Below are 17,495 nucleotides of genomic sequence, written 5' to 3'. Positions count from 1 at the left end.
ATATGATATTTTAGCTTAACTAACAATAGATACGTTTTATTGCTAGGTTTTAGACTAATTTACTTAATAATTTAAATGCCCTCTATTCTAGAGATTAACACGAGGACCTAAATGAAAAAAACAATAGCCATTATTATGGGTGGATATTCCAGCGAATATCAAATATCTTTGAAAAGTGGGCAAGTGGTTTTTGATACCTTAACCGCCATAAATTATGATTGTTACCGCATTCATATTTTTAAGGAAAAATGGGTTTATGTCGATCAAAATAACGCTGAATTTCCAGTAGATAAAAACGATTTTTCAATTACATTAAAGGGATCTAAAATCACTTTTGATTGTGTATTCAATGCAATTCATGGCGCTCCCGGAGAGGACGGATTTATGCAGGCCTATTTCAATTTACTTCAAATTCCTCAAACAAGTTGTGGCATGTATCAAGCCGCTTTAACCTTTAATAAAAGGGATTGCTTGAGTGTTTTAAAACCTTATGGTATAAAAATGGCAACCTCCTACTATTTAAATTTCGGAGATCCTATTGATGAAGAAGCCATTGTTAAAACAGTAGGATTACCTTGTTTTGTTAAGGCTAATAAGGCTGGAAGCAGTTTTGGCATTACTAAGGTTCACAACCAGAGTAAATTACAAGAAGCGATCAATATGGCATTTAAAGAGGATGATGAAATAATCATTGAATCGTTTTTAGAGGGAACTGAAGTTTCTGTTGGGGTCATATCTTATAAAGGAGAAATCACAGTTTTACCCATCACGGAAATTGTTTCAGAAAATGAGTTTTTCGATTATGAAGCTAAATATCTGGGCAAATCACAGGAAATAACCCCAGCAAGAATTTCAGAAGATTATGAGATGAAAGTTCGCGAGGTTGCTAAGAAAATTTACACGACCTTAAAACTTTCAGGGTTTAGCCGTAGTGAATTTATTTTTAAGAATGATGAACCCCATTTGTTAGAGATCAACACAGTGCCGGGTTTAACGCGAGAAAGTATTTTACCCCAACAGGCCGCCGCCGCCGGGATTAGTTTAAGCGATTTATTTGAAAATGCCATTAATGAGGCCTTGGCCTAAGACTATACATAAAACTTTTCTTCAGTAAATATTAGTATCTTTGATTGACAGCAACGAACTCAATATATCTTATATGAAACGAGCTTTATTTCCAGGATCTTTTGATCCCCTCACCTTAGGGCATTGCGACATCATTTCTCGCGGTGTGACGCTTTTCGATGAAATTATTGTTGCTATTGGTGTCAACGCAGAAAAGAAATACATGTTTTCACTTGAGGACCGTAAGGGGTTTATTGAAGAAACCTTTGCGGATGAACCCAAGGTAAAAGTCATGACCTATGAAGGTTTAACAGTTGATTTTTGTCAGGAACTTGGTGTTGAGTTTATATTGCGTGGTTTACGAAACCCTGCCGATTTTGAGTTTGAAAAAGCTATCGCTCATACTAATCGTTGTTTATCTGAAATAGAGACGGTGTTTTTACTCACCTCATCAAAAACCTCATTCATCGCATCTTCTATTGTGCGTGATGTGATTAGAAACCATGGTGACTATACTAAATTGGTCCCTGATACTGTACGAGTAAAATAACTAAAGATTGTACTCTGCCAGACCTTTGGTGAACCGCTCAGGGTCTTCAGCTAAATGATAGCGAGGATCGTCAATAGCTTCTACAATAACCTCTTTAAACTTCGGACTTGATTTGTAAAGTAATACTTTACAATCTTCACTTAGGTGTTTAAGTTTGATCTTTTTCCCGGCCTCTTCATATTTCAAAACCAAATTATAAATAGCTTCAATTGCAGAATGATCGGAAACGCGGGATTCTACAAAATCGATTTCCACCTGTTCCGGATCATTCTTTACGTCAAATTTTTCATTGAATGCTATGATCGATCCAAAAAATAAGGGTCCCCAAATTTCATAAATTTTCGTGCCATCATCTTTCATGCGTTTTCTGGCGCGAATACGTTTAGCATTCTCCCAAGAAAATACCAGGGCGCTAATAATGACTCCCGCAATGACAGCAATGGCCAAATCGAATACCACAGTTAGCGCCGAAACCGCTACTAATACGATCACATCACTTAACGGGATTTTATTTAATATTCTAAAACTACTCCAGGCAAACGTTCCAATAACCACCATAAACATTACGCCTACCAATGCGGCAATCGGAACCTGTTCTATAAGACCCGCAGCGAACAAAATAAAAACAAGTAACAAGGAAGCTGCAACGATACCGGATAAACGTTTACGGCCACCCGATTTGATATTGATCAGTGATTGCCCGATCATGGCACAGCCACCCATACCACCAAAAAAGCCGGTTAGAATATTAGCACCACCTTGCGCCATACACTCCCGGTTCGCATTTCCGCGTGTTTCGGTCAATTCATCAACAAGGTTTAAGGTCATTAAGGATTCAATTAATCCTACTGCTGCTAAAATAATAGCGTAAGGCCCGATGAATTCTAAAGTTTTCCAAGTAAAAGGCACTTTTGAAAATATATCCCATTGAAAGGTAGGCAAGCCTCCTTCCAACCCAGTACCACCACCATCACGAATAAAACTTCCTACGGTAGCCACATCGAGGTTACCGAGAATCACAATAGCGGAAACTGCTCCAATAGCTATTAAAGCTTCAGGAAGTTTCTTTGTGAGTTTGGGAAGGAAGAACATAATCCCCATAGTGAGCAACACCAAACCTAACATGGTAACTAAACGCGGCCCTGTAAACCAATCGCCGGAAGCATCTTTGAACATATTTAGTTGAGATAAAAATATCACTATAGCAAGACCATTAACGAAACCCATCATCACAGGGTGCGGAATCAGTCTTACAAATTTCCCAAGTTTAAAAATACCGGCCAACATTTGAATACTACCCATTAAAATAACCGTAGCGAATAAATAATAAAGCCCAAGATTTTCACCCTCAGCCCCCATGGCATTCCCTTCAGCTACCAAGCTTACCATTACCACAGCCAGTGCGCCGGTAGCACCACTGATCATACCGGGACGACCTCCAAAAATTGAAGTTACCAAGCCAACCATAAAAGCCGCATACAGTCCGACAAGAGGGTCTACTCCTGCCACAAAGGCGAATGCGACCGCTTCCGGAACTAGCGCTAAAGCTACTGTAATTCCACTTAAAATATCATCTTTGGCATTGGCCGCTTTTTTTCTGAAAAATGCTGTCATTACTCGATTTTTAGAGGTTGCAAATTTACAGTTTCAATGCGCTGTGGCAAGGACATCAGAAATTATTGTATTAAAATGATACTAAAACGTTTGAATTTTGCCCCCTTCAAAAGGAATAAATTTTTATAAATCGAAAAACAAATAATAGATTTACAAAATTTTAAAGATGAAATACACACTTGCGCTTCTTTTTGCTGTTTTAATATCTTGCCAATCAAATAAAAAATCCTCCAATGAATTTAAAACGTCTTTTGAAAAATCTGGAGGAAAGGAAACAGCTACCTATGACGAGGCCATCGCTTTTTACAAGCAATTAGCTGACACCTATCCGGAAATTAAAATCCAGTCTATTGGAGAAACAGATTCTGGGAGGCCATTGCATTTGGTAATCTATAACCCCGATACCCAATTTAATTATGATATCATCAGAGAAACCAAACGTATTTTATTGATCAACAACGGTATACATCCTGGTGAACCGGACGGCATCGATGCAACCATGTTGTTATTTCGTGATCTGGCCAAAGGAACTTTAAAAGCACCTCAACAAACCGTTCTGGTAACCATACCAATATACAATGTAGGCGGAAGTTTAAATAGAAATTCCTATTCAAGAACCAACCAGAATGGCCCGGAATCTTATGGGTTTCGCGGAAATGCACGCAATTTTGACCTGAATCGAGATTTCATAAAAAGTGATACCAAAAATGCACGGAGTTTCGCAAAGATATTTCACTTGGTAAAACCAGATGTTTTTATTGACAATCACGTGAGTAATGGTGCTGACTATCAGTATACATTAACCCACCTTTTTACCCAACATAATAAATTAGGTGGCGATCTAGGGCATTATTTACACAATAAAATGATGCCGCAACTTATTGATAAACTAGAGACAAAAAAATGGATTATCACACCTTATGTCAATGTATTTAATGAGGTTCCGGAAAAAGGATTTTCTCAATTTTTAGACAGCCCTAGATATTCAACAGGATACACCACTTTGTTCAATTCTCTTGGAATGATGGTAGAAACCCATATGCTCAAACCCTACAAACAGAGGGTTGAAGGTACTTATGAGCTGATGAAAAGCATGTTAGAGATTACGGAATCTGATGGAAAACAAATCACCGTATTAAGAAAAAAATCAACCTCAAATTATTCCGTTGGTTCATCTTACCCTGTACAGTGGGAAGTTGACACAACAAAAGCGAGTAATCTTCAGTTTAAAGGCTATGAAGGTGCTCTGGAAAAAAGTGAAGTAACAGGGTTTGATCGCCTGAAATACGACAGATCAAAACCATTTACTAAAACTGTAACATACCAGGATTACTTCAAACCGTCAACTTCCATTACTATACCCAAAGCCTACGTTATTCCGCAGGGTTGGTTCAATGTTATTGAATTATTAAAACTAAACAAGATAAATTTACATACCATAAAACAGGACACGGTCATTCAAATAGAATCATATCGCATTACAGATTATGAAACCGGAAACAATCCTTATGAAGGACATTATTTACACAAAAACACAAAAGTTCAAAAAAGTATGCGAATTCAACATTTTAAAGCAGGAGACTTTATTGCAGAATCCCAACAAGATGGTATTCGTTACCTTCTTGAAACCTTAGAGCCCGAGGCCGTAGATTCATTTTTTAATTGGAATTTCTTCGACACTATTTTACAACAAAAAGAAGGGTTCTCCCCATATGTTTGGGAAGATAAAGCTGCACAAATACTAACTGAAAATGATAGTTTGAGAGAGGCTTTCGAAACCTTAAAATCCAAGGATTCTACTTTTGCGAAAAGTTGGCACGCACAATTAGACTGGATACACAAACACAGCAAATATTATGAAAAATCGCATTTACAATATCCAATTTATAGAATTTTGTAAAGCCTTTAAATCAGGGTTTTAATATTGGCATAAGAGTTTTTCAAGGCTTTTTTCATCTTTTTTTTATTTAACCATTTTACCTTGGTAATTCCCTCTTTGGTTTGCGGTTTCAATTTCCCATCGTAATCCGTGGTCATTTCGAACCAATGGGTAATTTTTATTTTGTAGCGATTATTTCGTTTTAGTATGTGATATGTCGTATCTAGCGGTTTGGTAATTTTTAAATTTTTAACTCCTGTTTCCTCCTCTACCTCCCGGATAGCTGTTTCTTCAATGGATTCTTTTCGTTCCGCCTTGCCTTTTGGCAAATCCCATCGATCATTTCTAAAAATAAACAAAATCTCTCCATGTTGATTGTACACTTTTCCGCCACCGGCGATAATATTAGGTAGTTTTTTTAAAAATTTATCTAGAAGTTTTGATTCGTTCTTGTGTGTTAAATAAACGGCATTAAGATCAGTTTTATTAAGTTTTTTGATTACCCGATTGATCAACACAGTTTTTAGTTTATAACTTTTAGCACCTTTAGGTTTTTTGTCTTTAGTAGTAAGAATAATAGGTTTATCGTTGACAAAAATTTGATACATGCTTTGCTAAATTTTGACGAAAAATACTGTTTTTTATGAGAAAAATAGAATTGTGAAAAAAAATAATTTTATTAGCCCTTGATTTCGGGGAAAAATTAAATTTATGTTTATTTTAGCCATATGATAATTGATAAACAAACCGCAAAAAAAACGGCTGAAGTTCTACTTCAGATAAATGCTATAAAATTGCAGCCTTCCGAACCCTTTACTTGGGCATCCGGTTGGAAATCACCTATTTATTGCGATAATAGAATTATTTTATCCTATCCGACCATTCGAAATTATGTTCGTGAAACCATGGGCAGACATATCGAAAATTATTATGGAAAACCCGATGCCATTGCGGGCGTAGCCACTGGTGCCATTGGCATAGGTATGTTGGTAGCAGAGTATTTAAATTTACCCTTTATTTACGTGCGCCCGGAAGCGAAAGGTCATGGAAGACAAAATCAAATTGAAGGTCAGATCGAGTCGGGACAAAATGTAGTAGTCGTTGAAGACCTCATTAGCACAGGGAAAAGCAGCTTGAATGCGGTTAAGGCTTTAAAAGATGCCCGTGTTAATGTAAAAGGCATGGTCGCTATTTTCACCTACGGTTTTAATGTGGCGACTGAAAATTTTAAGAAGAACAATGTAACTCTACATACTTTGAGCAATTACGAATGCCTTCTGGACCAGGCTTTAGATACTCGTTATATTTCAGAAAAGGAACTTAAAACTTTGGCGGTTTGGAATAGTAATCCCGGTAAGTGGAATAGCAAATCTTAGTTAGGAAAACTAATTAATTTTTTTGCTTATTTAGCCCCATTAATATCTTAAGAAAAATACCAATGAATTTAGAATCACCGAAAGTAGAAGTTCAAAAAACACCTCAGGACGTTTTTGATTTTTTATCGAACATTAAAAATTTTGAATCATTAATGCCTGATAACATCAGCAAATTTGAAGTTCTTGAAGATGACACCTTTTTATTTGCCTTAAAAGGTATGCCGGAAATAGTTTTAAAAAAGAAATCTGTTGAGGCACCAAATAAAATTGTTTTGGGTGCAGGTGGCGGAAAAATCGATTTTACACTTACAGGTAATATTTCGGCAAAAGAGGAAAACTCTAGTGAGGTACAATTGCTATTTGATGGTGATTTTAACCCTATGATGGCGATGATGATTAAAGGTCCAATTACAAAATTTATTGAAACACTAGTGAACAGTATTCCTAAGGCCATTTAATACATTAACGTTAGTTCTTTTAGGTCAAAGGCCCTTACAATTCCATCTTCCAGCAATACTTGAAGTGCTCCGGACTCAGAAACATTTTTAATATATCCCGAAAAAAAATGACCCTCTGCATCTTTAAAAGTAGACGGTTTATTTTTTCTGAACAAATAATCATCATATGCGTCTTTCAAGACCTCAATCTCTCCTTTTTCTAATTGTTTAAAAGATTTTTTTAATTCTTTCAAAATAGCCTTCATAACTTCTTCAGAGTTAAAAACGCGTCCAGTTATAATTTTTAGAGAACTGGCTTGGGGTAAATTATCAAATCCGTTTTGGTTAATATTAACACCAATACCGATTATTGAAGCTTTGTATTGTTTGTTTTTAATGACATTTTCAATTAGAATTCCACATATTTTTTTATTCTCTGCCAAAATGTCGTTAGGCCATTTAATACTTAATTTTGGAATAGCTAAGGTATTTAGAGCCCGTAAAACGGCAAGCGAAGTGACTATGCTAATTAAGAAAGGTTGTTTTAAGTTTACTGCTGAAACATCCTTGAACACACTAAAGGTAAGGTTTTTGCCGGGTTCTGAAACCCAGGAAGTACCACGTTGCCCTCTGCCCGCGGTCTGATTTTCCGTTATAACAACCGTATAATCCTTAAGCCGATTTTCATTACTTAGCAATCTTAAGTAGCTATTCGTAGATGGGATGGCATCAAGTTTGATTAATGACATGTAGTTGTTATTTTTACGATTACAAATGTTAAGGTTTTTTAGACTATAAAGAACCAAAAAAATAATAACTTTGCACAAATTTAAATCAAATTAATGGCGAAAGAAAATAGAAGCACTGACCAGTTGATAGCGGTTATAATTAATGGAATTGAAGATGTTAAAGGTAAAGAGATTACAATACTAGATTTAAGAGACATCGAAAACACAGTTTGTGATTACTTTATCATTTGTGAAGGAACTTCAAATACGCAGGTAAGCGCCATTGTAAATTCAATTCAAAAAAGAGTAAGTAAAGAATTAAAGGATAACCCATGGCACACCGAAGGTTTGGACAATGCCGAATGGGTCCTCATAGATTATGTAAATGTTGTTGTGCATGTATTTCAAAAACACGTACGAGAGTATTACGACATAGAAAGCCTTTGGGGTGATGCAAAAACAACAGTTATAGAAACCAGTTATTAAAAAAATGGCAAACGAAAAGAAAAATATAAAAGACAAAAAACCTAAATTCAATCCGTATTGGATTTATGGTATTTTAATCGCCCTATTTCTGGGCTTTCAATTATTTGGCGGTGGCGGCTATGGTGAAACCACCTCTACTACACCAGCCGAATTTTTCAACTATTTGGAAGACGGTGATGTTCAAAAAGTAGACATCATCAAAAATACCAGAGTTGCTAAAGTTTATCTCACCAAAGAGGCTCAGGAAAAAGAGGTTCATAAAAAATCAAAACCACAATCGTTTTTACCATCGGCGACTCCACTACCAAATTACACATTTGAGTTTGGTGATCTTCAAAACTTTGAGAATAAACTTAATACCATAACAGAAAACCTAAATACGAAACCGGTAGTAAAGTACGATACGGAAACGAATGATTGGGGAAATTTGCTTATGAGTATTTTACCTTTCATTCTATTAATAGCCGTATGGATATTTATTATGAGACGGATGTCTGGCGGAGCAGGCGGCGGAGCAGGTGGACAAATTTTTAATATCGGAAAATCCAAGGCTAAACTTTTTGACCAGAATACCGAGGTAAAAACCACCTTTAAAGACGTGGCAGGTTTAGAGGGTGCTAAAGAGGAAGTTCAAGAGATTGTAGATTTTTTGAAATTTCCTGAAAAGTACACCACTTTAGGAGGTAAAATTCCAAAAGGCGCTTTACTTGTAGGACCTCCGGGAACCGGTAAAACCCTATTAGCACGTGCTGTAGCAGGTGAAGCAAAGGTACCGTTCTTCTCACTTTCAGGGTCTGATTTCGTTGAAATGTTTGTTGGTGTTGGTGCTTCTCGAGTACGAGATCTATTCAAGCAAGCCAAAGAAAAATCGCCTTCAATCATATTTATAGATGAAATAGACGCTATAGGTCGGGCTCGTGGTAAAAATGCGATGTCAGGAAGTAATGATGAACGTGAAAACACCCTAAACCAACTCTTAACAGAGATGGATGGTTTTGGTACGAATGCTAATGTTATTGTAATAGCTGCGACAAACCGAGCTGATATTTTGGATAAAGCCCTTATGCGTGCCGGCCGTTTTGACCGACAAATTTTTGTTGACCTACCTGATGTTAGAGAACGAAAAGAAATTTTTGAAGTTCATCTTAGACCTTTAAAAAGAAGTAAGGACCTTGATACTGAATTCTTATCAAAACAAACGCCCGGATTCTCAGGTGCTGATATTGCAAACGTATGTAATGAAGCGGCATTAATTGCTGCTAGAAATGGTAATAAAGAAGTTGGAAAACAAGCCTTTTTAGATGCAGTAGACCGTATTATTGGAGGTTTAGAAAAGAAAAATAAAATCGTTACCCCAAGTGAGAAAAAAGCGGTAGCCTATCACGAAGCAGGGCATGCAACAATAAGCTGGATGCTGGAACACGCCGCGCCACTTGTAAAAGTAACCATTGTACCTCGTGGTCGTTCTCTTGGAGCGGCCTGGTATTTGCCTGAAGAACGCCTCATTGTGCGTCCGGAGCAAATGTTAGACGAAATGTGTGCCGCTATGGGTGGTCGTGCTGCCGAAAAGGTGATTTTTAATAAGATTTCTACTGGTGCCCTAAGTGACCTAGAAAAAGTAACCAAACAAGCCCGTGCCATGGTTACGATTTACGGATTAAGTGAGAAAATCGGAAATATAACCTATTACGATTCCAGTGGACAGAATGATTATGGTTTTACAAAACCTTACAGTGAGCAAACTGCTGAACTTATCGATAAGGAAATTTCAAATATTATCGAAACGCAATACCAGCGTGCCATAAAAATATTAGAAGAAAATAAGGATAAACTAACAGAACTCGCTGAGGTATTACTCGAGAAAGAAGTAATTTTCAAAGATAATTTAGAGAAGATTTTTGGGAAACGAGCTTTTGAAAAAGAAGAACCTTTAAAAAAAGCCTCGGAAACGGTTGAAGCCCTGGAAAATAGCGACAATATAGAAAAGGATAAAACAACTGAGGAAGAGGAATAGGTCGCTCACCTCAACATAAAATTTTAATTTAACAAAATCTTAAATTAACCTCATGGTTAGTTTAAGATTTTTTATATTTGGACTAGACCTAAAGGAATGAGTTAATAGCACCATACTAAATGAGTCTTTTTAGAAAAATTTTTGGTTCAAAATCTGGTGACTCAAGCAAGGAAATAAAATCATCAGAGAGGGGCAAATATATGCCGGAAATAAAACTACCAATAGATGAACGTTTTACAATAAACTTCAAAGCTAATGGTGGTAAGTTTTTGTATTGCGACAACCTAAATGAAATTTATGAAAATCTGCAACATATCATTGATGAAAATCAATGGGAGCCAAAAAAGGTGCTTTTATTAGATGAAAATTTGAAATCAAAATTTAAAGATTCTAACTTAAATGCCACGAGAACTATCAGCGAAGCGACCTTTTTTTTAACAACATGTGAAAATTTAATTGCTAGCGATGGTTCACTTTTAATCTCTTCCAAACAAATTTTTGAAAAGAAACTGCAAGAATTACCGGCAAATTTTATTGTATTTGCCACGACAAGTCAAATTGTAGAAACCATTGGAGAAGGCCTTCGCGGAATTAAAACAAAAAATCAAAAAAGAATCCCTACTAACATAACAACTATCAAACATTTTAAATCTGACACAGACAAAGACTTTTTAAGCTATGGTAGTAGTTCCAAAAATTTATACCTTCTTTTATTAGAAGATTTATAGGATGAAAGAAATGCTCGTCAGATCACTTTCCGGATTGCTTTACGTGATTTTATTGCTTTTATGTATAAAATACGACATTGCCCTTTCGATCCTCATGGCTATCTTTGGAATAATTTGTTTGGCTGAATTCAAAAAGCTTATTCAATTAAAAAGTGTTATACCTTATGCTGTTTTCATATTAGGCTATGGCTTTTTTGCATCATGGCTTAATGTTTACAATAATACATCTGGCATCGATGAGCTCGTCCAAATTATTATGGTTATCTCCATTTTTGTGCAATTATTTTTGATAAAAGATCTTTTTTCAGACAAAGGGATCCCCCTCTTCGGATCGAAACGATTTATATTAACCACATTTTACCTGTCTAGCGGTTTTGTGTTTCTTATTTTAATCCCCTATTTTTATAAAGCATATAATCCAAACATCCTGCTTGGTGCATTTTTATTGATCTGGACGAATGATTCGTTTGCTTATTTAGTTGGAAAAAACTTCGGAAAACAAAAGTTGTTTGAAAAAATTTCACCTAAAAAAACAGTAGAAGGATTTTTAGGCGGACTGTTTTTTGCCAGTTTAGCGAGTTATTTTATTGCTAAATATACAGGTTCACTAAACTTTACCAGCTGGTTAATATTGAGTATTATTATTAGTGTTTTTGGAACAATTGGCGATTTGATTGAATCAAAATTTAAGCGGCAAGCTGGCGTAAAAGATAGCGGTATTATTATGCCAGGACACGGTGGTTTGATGGATAGGCTGGATAGTATTATTTTTGCTGCCCCTTTTATATATTTATTTTTAAGAATTCTACGTTATGTTTCATAAAGAAGGTTACAAAATCATATTTGGTGCGTTCATCGTTGTAGTCGCCGGCGTTTTAATCATCGATGGAGCTATATCCATAAATTGGTTAAGAACCATTTTGATGGTAGTTTTATTGGTGTTTTTAATAATGATCCTTCAATTTTTTAGAAATCCAAAGCGTCACTCCAATCCCAACGACTTAAATGTATTATCAGCTGTTGATGGTAAAGTGGTCGTTATAGAGGAAGTTTTAGAAAACGAATATTTTAAAGATAAACGTATCCAGATAAGTGTATTCATGTCACCCTTAAATGTGCATGTGACACGCTACCCCATTGGCGGCAAAATAAGTTACAGTAAATATCATCCGGGAAAATATTTAGTGGCTTGGCATCCCAAAGCCAGTGAAGAAAATGAACGCACAACAGTAGTAGTCGCTAATGAAACCTATGGAGAAGTAATGTACAGGCAGATAGCCGGGGCTTTGGCTAAACGCATTGTAAATTATGCTAAGGTAAATGATGGGGCTATCCAAGGTGCTGATTCAGGATTTATTAAATTTGGATCAAGAGTCGATATATTTTTACCGCTTACAGCGGATATTAAAGTCAAATTAAATCAAAAAGTACGCGGAGGCGAAACGGTAATTGCAGAATTACATGAGTAACGAAGAACTTGAAATAGAATTTAGAGAAGCGGTTTCACGCGTAAACGAGCATAAAGAACCTTTTCCAGCGGATACGCTTTTAAAACTTTACGCTTATTACAAAAAAGCCACTAATGATATAGGTAAGCCAAAAAGTAAAAAAGCCATTATTAATGCCTTTAAGACTAATGCTTTATTTCAGATTGAAAACATTTCATCTGACGAAGCCAAACGGACCTATATCGAGCTTGTAAACAATTATTTTTTATACCGTGAATAAGAAGCTTAATCCGCAACTATTTTAAACTTTTTAAACTCGACTTCAGAGTCTCGATCTTAGCCAGAGCATCTGCTTCCTTTTTCTTTTCAGCCGCTACTACTTGCTCGGGCGCATTATTCACAAAGCGCTCATTGGCTAATTTTTTCTGAACCGATTTCAAAAACCCTTCGGTATAGTCCAGCTCAGATTGGAGTTTTTCAAGTTCTGCGGTGATATCAATAGTTCCAACCATAGGTACGAAATATTCATTCGATTTTACGCGAAAAGTCAGTGCACCCTCCAAAGGTTCTTCAACATAGCTTATAGCATTAAGGTTTCCCAATTTGGCAATAAGCGAATCAAAAGTTTTAGTTGCGCCTTCATTATTGATAACAGAAAAATCAATAGCATCCTTGAAGGCAATATTCTTTTCTTTTCGAATATTTCTGATCCCTGAGATCACTTCAGAGGCCAGATTGAATTCTTCAATTAATTCTGTATTAATGGCTTTGGTTTCTGGCCATTTTGAAACTATTAAGGCCTCTTCAGGGTTTCTTTTTGTAATATATTGCCAGATTTCCTCTGTTAGAAATGGCATAAAAGGATGTACTATTTTTAAATTATTTTCCAAAATGGCAATAGCCTCCTCTAGGGTCTTGCTATCAATGGGCTCCTGATAACCGGGTTTTATCATTTCTAAGAACCAACCGCAAAAATCATCAAATATAAGCTTGTAAATAGTCATTAAGGCATCACTCAAACGGTATTTACTAAAATGATCTTCAATATCTAATAACGCCGATTGAAATTTAGACTGATACCACTTTATCGCAATTTTGCTGGACTCAGGTTGGTGTAAACTTGAATCAACTTCCCAGCCTTTTATTAATCGGAAGGCATTCCATATTTTATTTCCAAAAGCTTTACCTTGTTGGCAAAGGGCTTCGTCGAACATCAGGTCGTTACCCGCAGCACTACTCAATAGGAGTCCAACACGAACCCCACCTGCACCATACGTTTCAATGAGTTTTAAGGCATCGGGAGAATTCCCTAGTTGTTTACTCATTTTTCTACGCTGAGTATCACGAACAAGGCCGGTTAAATATACATTACTAAACGGTTTTTCACCGCGATATTCATACCCTGCAATAATCATTCGGGCCACCCAGAAAAATAAAATATCCGGTCCCGTAACCAAATCATTGGTTGGATAATAATAGTTGATCTCCTCATTATTGGGTTTCCGTATGCCATCAAAAACACTGATGGGCCACAACCACGAAGAAAACCAGGTATCTAAAGCATCCGTATCCTGAACCAGATCATTGGCCTGAAGTGAGCTTTTACCTGTTACCTCTCGAGCTTTTTCAAGGGCTTTCTCAAGGCTTTCAGCAACTACAAAGTCCTCTTTTCCATCTCCAAAGTAATAGGCTGGTATTTGTTGACCCCATAATAACTGTCTGGAAATGTTCCAGTCCCTGATGTTTTCCATCCAGTGGCGGTAGGTATTTTCAAATTTCTTTGGAAACAATTTTACCTCACCTGTCTTTAAAACCGCATCAATAGCCGGTTTTACCAAATCCTCCATTTTTAAGAACCACTGATCACTTAATCGAGGTTCTATAACGGCTTTGGTACGTTCGGATGTACCAACTTTATTAGTGTGATTTTCTGTTTTTACTAAAACCCCAAGATCTTCAAGCGTTTTAGCAACTGCTTTTCGTGCTTCAAACCGATCCATCCCTTCAAACTGTAAACCATAGCTGTTAAGGCTGGCATCATCGTTAAAGATATCAACAACTTCCAAATTGTGTTTGTCACCCAGATTCTTATCGTTTTCGTCATGAGCAGGCGTTACCTTTAAACAACCGGTACCGAACTCAACATCAACATAGTCATCTTCAATAATGGGTATAACACGATTGGCAATAGGAACTATGGCGCTTTTACCTTTTAGATGTTTAAAACGTTCATCATTAGGATTAATACAAATGGCCGTATCACCAAAAATAGTTTCAGGACGGGTTGTTGCTATTGTCAATACATCATCAGAATCAGCAACTTTATAATTAATATAATACAATTTTCCCTGACGTTCCTCGTGGATAACTTCCTCATCAGAAAGGGTTGTTTTAGCTTCAGGATCCCAGTTTACCATGCGAAAACCGCGATAAATCAATCCTTTTTCATATAAATCCACAAACACTTTGATAACAGACTCTGACATCTCGTCATCCATGGTGAACTTTGTTCGATCCCAATCACAGGAACATCCAAGTTTTTTTAATTGCTCCAGAATTACGCCGCCATATTCATGCGTCCAGTCCCAGGCATGCTTCAAAAATTCATCACGTGTCAGGTCATTTTTATCAATACCCTGATCTTTTAATTTTGCGACAACTTTAGCTTCAGTTGCAATCGATGCATGGTCTGTACCGGGAACCCAACAGGCGTTTTTACCCTGTAAACGTGCTCTACGGATCAAAACATCCTGAATCGTATTATTGAGCATATGCCCCATGTGCAGCACACCGGTAACATTTGGTGGGGGGATTACTATAGTGTAAGGTTCCCGTTCATCGGGTGTTGAATGGAAAAAACCATGGTTCATCCAGTAGTCGTACCACTTTGCTTCTACCTTTCGGGCATCATATTTTGAGGGTATCTCCATCAGTTTGGAATAGTTTTTGAACAATGAAGTGCAAAAGTACTTATATTTCTTTTTCTATGAAACTATTTAGGAGTTGTTGTATTTTAAACAAATTAGATTTCATTAAAATGAAATAAAACACTTAAATTTACAATAAAAATAGAGCGATTAGAATGTTAAGTTTTGTGCATTTCAGCTATTATTTTTGCATTTTGTGGAAAATGTACCTATGTTTGGTTTTGGATTTAAAGTATAAAACCCCATTTTACCAGTATAAATAGCCTAAAAATCTGGTCGCAATAGAACTTAAAACAAGCAATTATGAAAAATGTAATTACAATTTTATTTATCGGTTTATTGAGTTTTTCAGTAAACGCTCAAGATAAGGTAGCCAAAATAGAATTTAAAACAGATGTAATCGATTATGGTACCATTGAAAAAGGTGCAGACGGGGTGCGTATATTTGAATTTACCAATACCGGTAATGCCCCACTTATCATTTCAAAGGTAACCTCTTCTTGCGGTTGTACTATTCCGAAAAAACCGGACCAACCCATATTACCGGGTGAAACTGGTCAAATTGAAGTAAAATACGATACGAACCGTGTGATGCCAATACGCAAAACAATCACCGTAATCTCTAATGCAGATACACCTACAGTAGCCTTAAAAATTAAAGGTAATGTAGTAAATCCAAACCAGAGTAGTATGTTACAGAAAAAAGACAAAAGTGTTGTTCAACAATAAATAACACTAATCTTATAGTTGTAAAAACCCTGACACATTTCTGTTAGGGTTTTTTAGTTTTAAAGACGTCTTCAAGTTTGAATTTGAAATTAATTTCACGACCGCGTCTTATAACCTGTAGCTTTATAGTTGTGCCAACCTCATCAAAAAACTTGGCCATGAGCTCTTGTAAGGTAAACCGATAGGTTTCTTTACCATTAAGCTTTACAAGGATATCGCCTATTTCCAATCCAGCCATTTCTGCCGGGGACCCTTCACGAAGCTCTACGATTTTATAAATGGGGCGTAAAGTAACTTTGTACCATGGGTTTATTATAACTTTAGTATTATTAACACCTAGCCCTTCAGATCCATTATCCGATTGGCCAATAGGCACTATGTTTTCAAGAGTTCTAACCAAATGAAATCCATCGTGGGCCAATTCCAATCCACTTTTATTATATTGAAATCTAGCCTTGAAATTTGAATTCTTTTTAATGATCAATTCTTCATTATTATAATCAAAGATCATATTAAAACGCTTTAAAATATTACCGGCAAGACTTCCGTTGCGACCTTCAATCAGAATCGCCGCGGATACGGAGCTTACCTCCGGAAAAGCGACATTAGGATTCTTAAGCTCAAACTTATTGATATAAAAGGCTTCTATTTTAGATCGTTTTCCATAAACGCTCCCATTCAGACCAAACCCGAGAAAATCCTCAAAATAGGCATTGTTGCAAACGATACCATCCTGCGGGTTTTCAAATAACCATAGGGCATCACTACCCCCGGAATCAATTAGTAACTTCACAGGAATAATTTTGTTATTGATTTTTACCGAAGCATTAATATAAGGCTTGTCTTTATGGAATTCCAGTGGGATACTTTCACAGTTCTTACAAAGCTTCTTATTATAATATTCAGGTTCTGTAAATCTCAAATACTTTCGAGAATAATTAATTTCTACAATTAAATCTTTAAAAAGATCGGAACCAATTATACCATGAACTGCAACGCCCAATCGCGGTGTAAAATCCAAGTTACTATTATGAATAACGTGTAAATCCTGATTGGGGTTCACCAAATCGCCAATTTTAAAGACATTATTGAAAGACTTATAAGCCTCTACCGAATTGCCGGCTCCTAACCCTCTAAGGTAGATGCGTTCAACTTCTTTTAAATTAGCAGCTTCCTCCTCTTCATCTGTAAAATTAAATACAATCGATTTTCTCACGCCAGTATCCAAAATAAATGACAATGGCACACCATTTACCTGCATGGGAAAAATAATAAGGTCATTTATTAATTGAAAAGAGACCTTTTCACTATGTTTTCTATTTTGAATGAGTCCCGGAGATTGTGCCAATCCGGAAATATTAAAGAAAATAAAAATGATGACTATGTATATGGCTTTTTTCACGAGCTATTGTTCCAAAACACATTAATTTACAAATCTTTGATTAAGGTTCAGGATTTATACCTTTTTTTTAAAAAAACTTTAAGATAATTTTCTCAACTTTGTGCCAAAGAAG

The 17,495-nt window shown here is 36.2% G+C and carries 17 protein-coding genes; 12 read left to right on the top strand and 5 right to left on the bottom strand.

Going from position 1 to position 17,495, the window contains the following annotated elements:
* Positions 1-111 precede the first annotated feature (111 nt).
* Positions 112-1,086, top strand: a complete 975-nt coding sequence (locus V8G61_RS06540) for a D-alanine--D-alanine ligase (protein WP_394874710.1) — start codon at positions 112-114, stop codon at positions 1,084-1,086.
* 73 nt (positions 1,087-1,159) lie between these two features.
* Entirely contained in the window at positions 1,160-1,615 is a 456-nt protein-coding gene (coaD, locus tag V8G61_RS06535) for a pantetheine-phosphate adenylyltransferase (RefSeq protein ID WP_394874709.1), read from the top strand.
* Here the strand turns inward: coaD and V8G61_RS06530 are convergent, their stop codons facing one another.
* Positions 1,616-3,229: a SulP family inorganic anion transporter gene (locus V8G61_RS06530; RefSeq protein ID WP_394874708.1), complete on the bottom strand. Its 1,614-nt coding sequence runs from the start codon at positions 3,227-3,229 to the stop codon at positions 1,616-1,618.
* A 166-nt stretch (positions 3,230-3,395) separates the two neighbouring features.
* Between V8G61_RS06530 and V8G61_RS06525 the strand changes: the two genes are divergently transcribed.
* Positions 3,396-5,129 carry a M14 family metallopeptidase gene (locus tag V8G61_RS06525; RefSeq protein WP_394874707.1) on the top strand — a complete coding sequence of 578 codons (1,734 nt, stop codon included), beginning with the start codon at positions 3,396-3,398 and terminating at the stop codon, positions 5,127-5,129.
* A 5-nt stretch (positions 5,130-5,134) separates the two neighbouring features.
* Here the strand turns inward: V8G61_RS06525 and V8G61_RS06520 are convergent, their stop codons facing one another.
* Positions 5,135-5,716: an NUDIX hydrolase gene (locus tag V8G61_RS06520; RefSeq protein WP_394874706.1), complete on the bottom strand. Its 582-nt coding sequence runs from the start codon at positions 5,714-5,716 to the stop codon at positions 5,135-5,137.
* Between the two features lie 120 nt (positions 5,717-5,836).
* Between V8G61_RS06520 and pyrE the strand changes: the two genes are divergently transcribed.
* Together pyrE and V8G61_RS06510 are read left to right on the top strand one after the other, a co-directional pair.
* The gene (gene pyrE / locus V8G61_RS06515) at positions 5,837-6,484 is read left to right on the top strand and encodes an orotate phosphoribosyltransferase (RefSeq protein WP_394874705.1); all 648 of its coding nucleotides are present in this window, start codon (positions 5,837-5,839) and stop codon (positions 6,482-6,484) included.
* A 62-nt stretch (positions 6,485-6,546) separates the two neighbouring features.
* Positions 6,547-6,942 (top strand): SRPBCC domain-containing protein, encoded by a 396-nt coding sequence (locus V8G61_RS06510; RefSeq protein ID WP_394874704.1) that lies wholly within the window; start codon positions 6,547-6,549, stop codon positions 6,940-6,942.
* Here V8G61_RS06510 and V8G61_RS06505 read toward each other — a convergent pair.
* Positions 6,939-7,670, bottom strand: coding sequence for a biotin--[acetyl-CoA-carboxylase] ligase (locus V8G61_RS06505; RefSeq protein WP_394874703.1), 732 nt, complete (start codon positions 7,668-7,670; stop codon positions 6,939-6,941). The two genes, V8G61_RS06510 and V8G61_RS06505, sit on opposite strands and share 4 nt — an antisense overlap.
* Before the next feature lie 93 nt (positions 7,671-7,763).
* Here V8G61_RS06505 and rsfS point away from each other — a divergent pair, with 93 nt between their 5' ends.
* From rsfS to V8G61_RS06475, 6 genes are all read left to right on the top strand, one after another.
* On the top strand, positions 7,764-8,135 hold the full coding sequence (rsfS, locus tag V8G61_RS06500; RefSeq protein WP_394874702.1) for a ribosome silencing factor: 372 nt from the start codon (positions 7,764-7,766) through the stop codon (positions 8,133-8,135).
* 4 nt (positions 8,136-8,139) lie between these two features.
* Positions 8,140-10,149, top strand: a complete 2,010-nt coding sequence (ftsH, locus tag V8G61_RS06495) for an ATP-dependent zinc metalloprotease FtsH (RefSeq protein ID WP_394874701.1) — start codon at positions 8,140-8,142, stop codon at positions 10,147-10,149.
* 119 nt (positions 10,150-10,268) lie between these two features.
* Positions 10,269-10,877 (top strand): LUD domain-containing protein, encoded by a 609-nt coding sequence (locus V8G61_RS06490; RefSeq protein ID WP_394874700.1) that lies wholly within the window; start codon positions 10,269-10,271, stop codon positions 10,875-10,877.
* Between the two features lies 1 nt (position 10,878).
* Entirely contained in the window at positions 10,879-11,700 is an 822-nt protein-coding gene (locus V8G61_RS06485; protein ID WP_394874699.1) for a phosphatidate cytidylyltransferase, read from the top strand.
* Complete coding sequence (locus V8G61_RS06480) at positions 11,690-12,346, top strand: phosphatidylserine decarboxylase family protein (protein WP_394874698.1); 657 nt, start codon at positions 11,690-11,692, stop codon at positions 12,344-12,346. The genes V8G61_RS06485 and V8G61_RS06480 overlap by 11 nt, the downstream gene beginning before the upstream one ends.
* Positions 12,339-12,605, top strand: coding sequence for an acyl-CoA-binding protein (locus tag V8G61_RS06475; protein WP_394874697.1), 267 nt, complete (start codon positions 12,339-12,341; stop codon positions 12,603-12,605). Before V8G61_RS06480 ends, V8G61_RS06475 begins: the two co-directional genes overlap by 8 nt.
* Before the next feature lie 16 nt (positions 12,606-12,621).
* On the opposite strand, the gene V8G61_RS06470 is transcribed toward V8G61_RS06475, so the two are convergent.
* Positions 12,622-15,255, bottom strand: a complete 2,634-nt coding sequence (locus V8G61_RS06470) for a valine--tRNA ligase (protein ID WP_394874696.1) — start codon at positions 15,253-15,255, stop codon at positions 12,622-12,624.
* A 300-nt stretch (positions 15,256-15,555) separates the two neighbouring features.
* Here V8G61_RS06470 and V8G61_RS06465 point away from each other — a divergent pair, with 300 nt between their 5' ends.
* A complete protein-coding gene (locus V8G61_RS06465) occupies positions 15,556-15,981 on the top strand; it encodes a DUF1573 domain-containing protein (RefSeq protein ID WP_394874695.1) in 426 nt (141 codons plus the stop codon).
* Positions 15,982-16,024: 43 nt separating this feature from the next.
* Here the strand turns inward: V8G61_RS06465 and V8G61_RS06460 are convergent, their stop codons facing one another.
* Complete coding sequence (locus tag V8G61_RS06460; protein ID WP_394874694.1) at positions 16,025-17,383, bottom strand: aspartyl protease family protein; 1,359 nt, start codon at positions 17,381-17,383, stop codon at positions 16,025-16,027.
* Positions 17,384-17,495: the final 112 nt, after the last annotated feature.

The organism is Gaetbulibacter sp. M240, from assembly GCF_043876815.1.
Taxonomy (GTDB): domain Bacteria; phylum Bacteroidota; class Bacteroidia; order Flavobacteriales; family Flavobacteriaceae; genus Gaetbulibacter_A.
This window is presented reverse-complemented; position numbering and strand designations above follow the sequence as displayed.

What these genes read in the sequence shown, in the direction of transcription:
- V8G61_RS06540 (WP_394874710.1), top strand. Translation starts at nt 112, where the DNA reads ATGAAAAAAACAATAGCCATTATTATGGGTGGATATTCCAGCGAATAT.
- V8G61_RS06485 (WP_394874699.1), top strand. Translation starts at nt 10,879, where the DNA reads ATGAAAGAAATGCTCGTCAGATCACTTTCCGGATTGCTTTACGTGATT.
- rsfS (WP_394874702.1), top strand. Translation starts at nt 7,764, where the DNA reads ATGGCGAAAGAAAATAGAAGCACTGACCAGTTGATAGCGGTTATAATT.
- V8G61_RS06470 (WP_394874696.1), bottom strand. Translation starts at nt 15,255, where the DNA reads ATGGAGATACCCTCAAAATATGATGCCCGAAAGGTAGAAGCAAAGTGG.
- V8G61_RS06505 (WP_394874703.1), bottom strand. Translation starts at nt 7,670, where the DNA reads ATGTCATTAATCAAACTTGATGCCATCCCATCTACGAATAGCTACTTA.
- V8G61_RS06520 (WP_394874706.1), bottom strand. Translation starts at nt 5,716, where the DNA reads ATGTATCAAATTTTTGTCAACGATAAACCTATTATTCTTACTACTAAA.
- ftsH (WP_394874701.1), top strand. Translation starts at nt 8,140, where the DNA reads ATGGCAAACGAAAAGAAAAATATAAAAGACAAAAAACCTAAATTCAAT.
- V8G61_RS06490 (WP_394874700.1), top strand. Translation starts at nt 10,269, where the DNA reads ATGAGTCTTTTTAGAAAAATTTTTGGTTCAAAATCTGGTGACTCAAGC.
- pyrE (WP_394874705.1), top strand. Translation starts at nt 5,837, where the DNA reads ATGATAATTGATAAACAAACCGCAAAAAAAACGGCTGAAGTTCTACTT.
- coaD (WP_394874709.1), top strand. Translation starts at nt 1,160, where the DNA reads ATGAAACGAGCTTTATTTCCAGGATCTTTTGATCCCCTCACCTTAGGG.
- V8G61_RS06510 (WP_394874704.1), top strand. Translation starts at nt 6,547, where the DNA reads ATGAATTTAGAATCACCGAAAGTAGAAGTTCAAAAAACACCTCAGGAC.
- V8G61_RS06530 (WP_394874708.1), bottom strand. Translation starts at nt 3,229, where the DNA reads ATGACAGCATTTTTCAGAAAAAAAGCGGCCAATGCCAAAGATGATATT.
- V8G61_RS06480 (WP_394874698.1), top strand. Translation starts at nt 11,690, where the DNA reads ATGTTTCATAAAGAAGGTTACAAAATCATATTTGGTGCGTTCATCGTT.
- V8G61_RS06465 (WP_394874695.1), top strand. Translation starts at nt 15,556, where the DNA reads ATGAAAAATGTAATTACAATTTTATTTATCGGTTTATTGAGTTTTTCA.
- V8G61_RS06525 (WP_394874707.1), top strand. Translation starts at nt 3,396, where the DNA reads ATGAAATACACACTTGCGCTTCTTTTTGCTGTTTTAATATCTTGCCAA.
- V8G61_RS06475 (WP_394874697.1), top strand. Translation starts at nt 12,339, where the DNA reads ATGAGTAACGAAGAACTTGAAATAGAATTTAGAGAAGCGGTTTCACGC.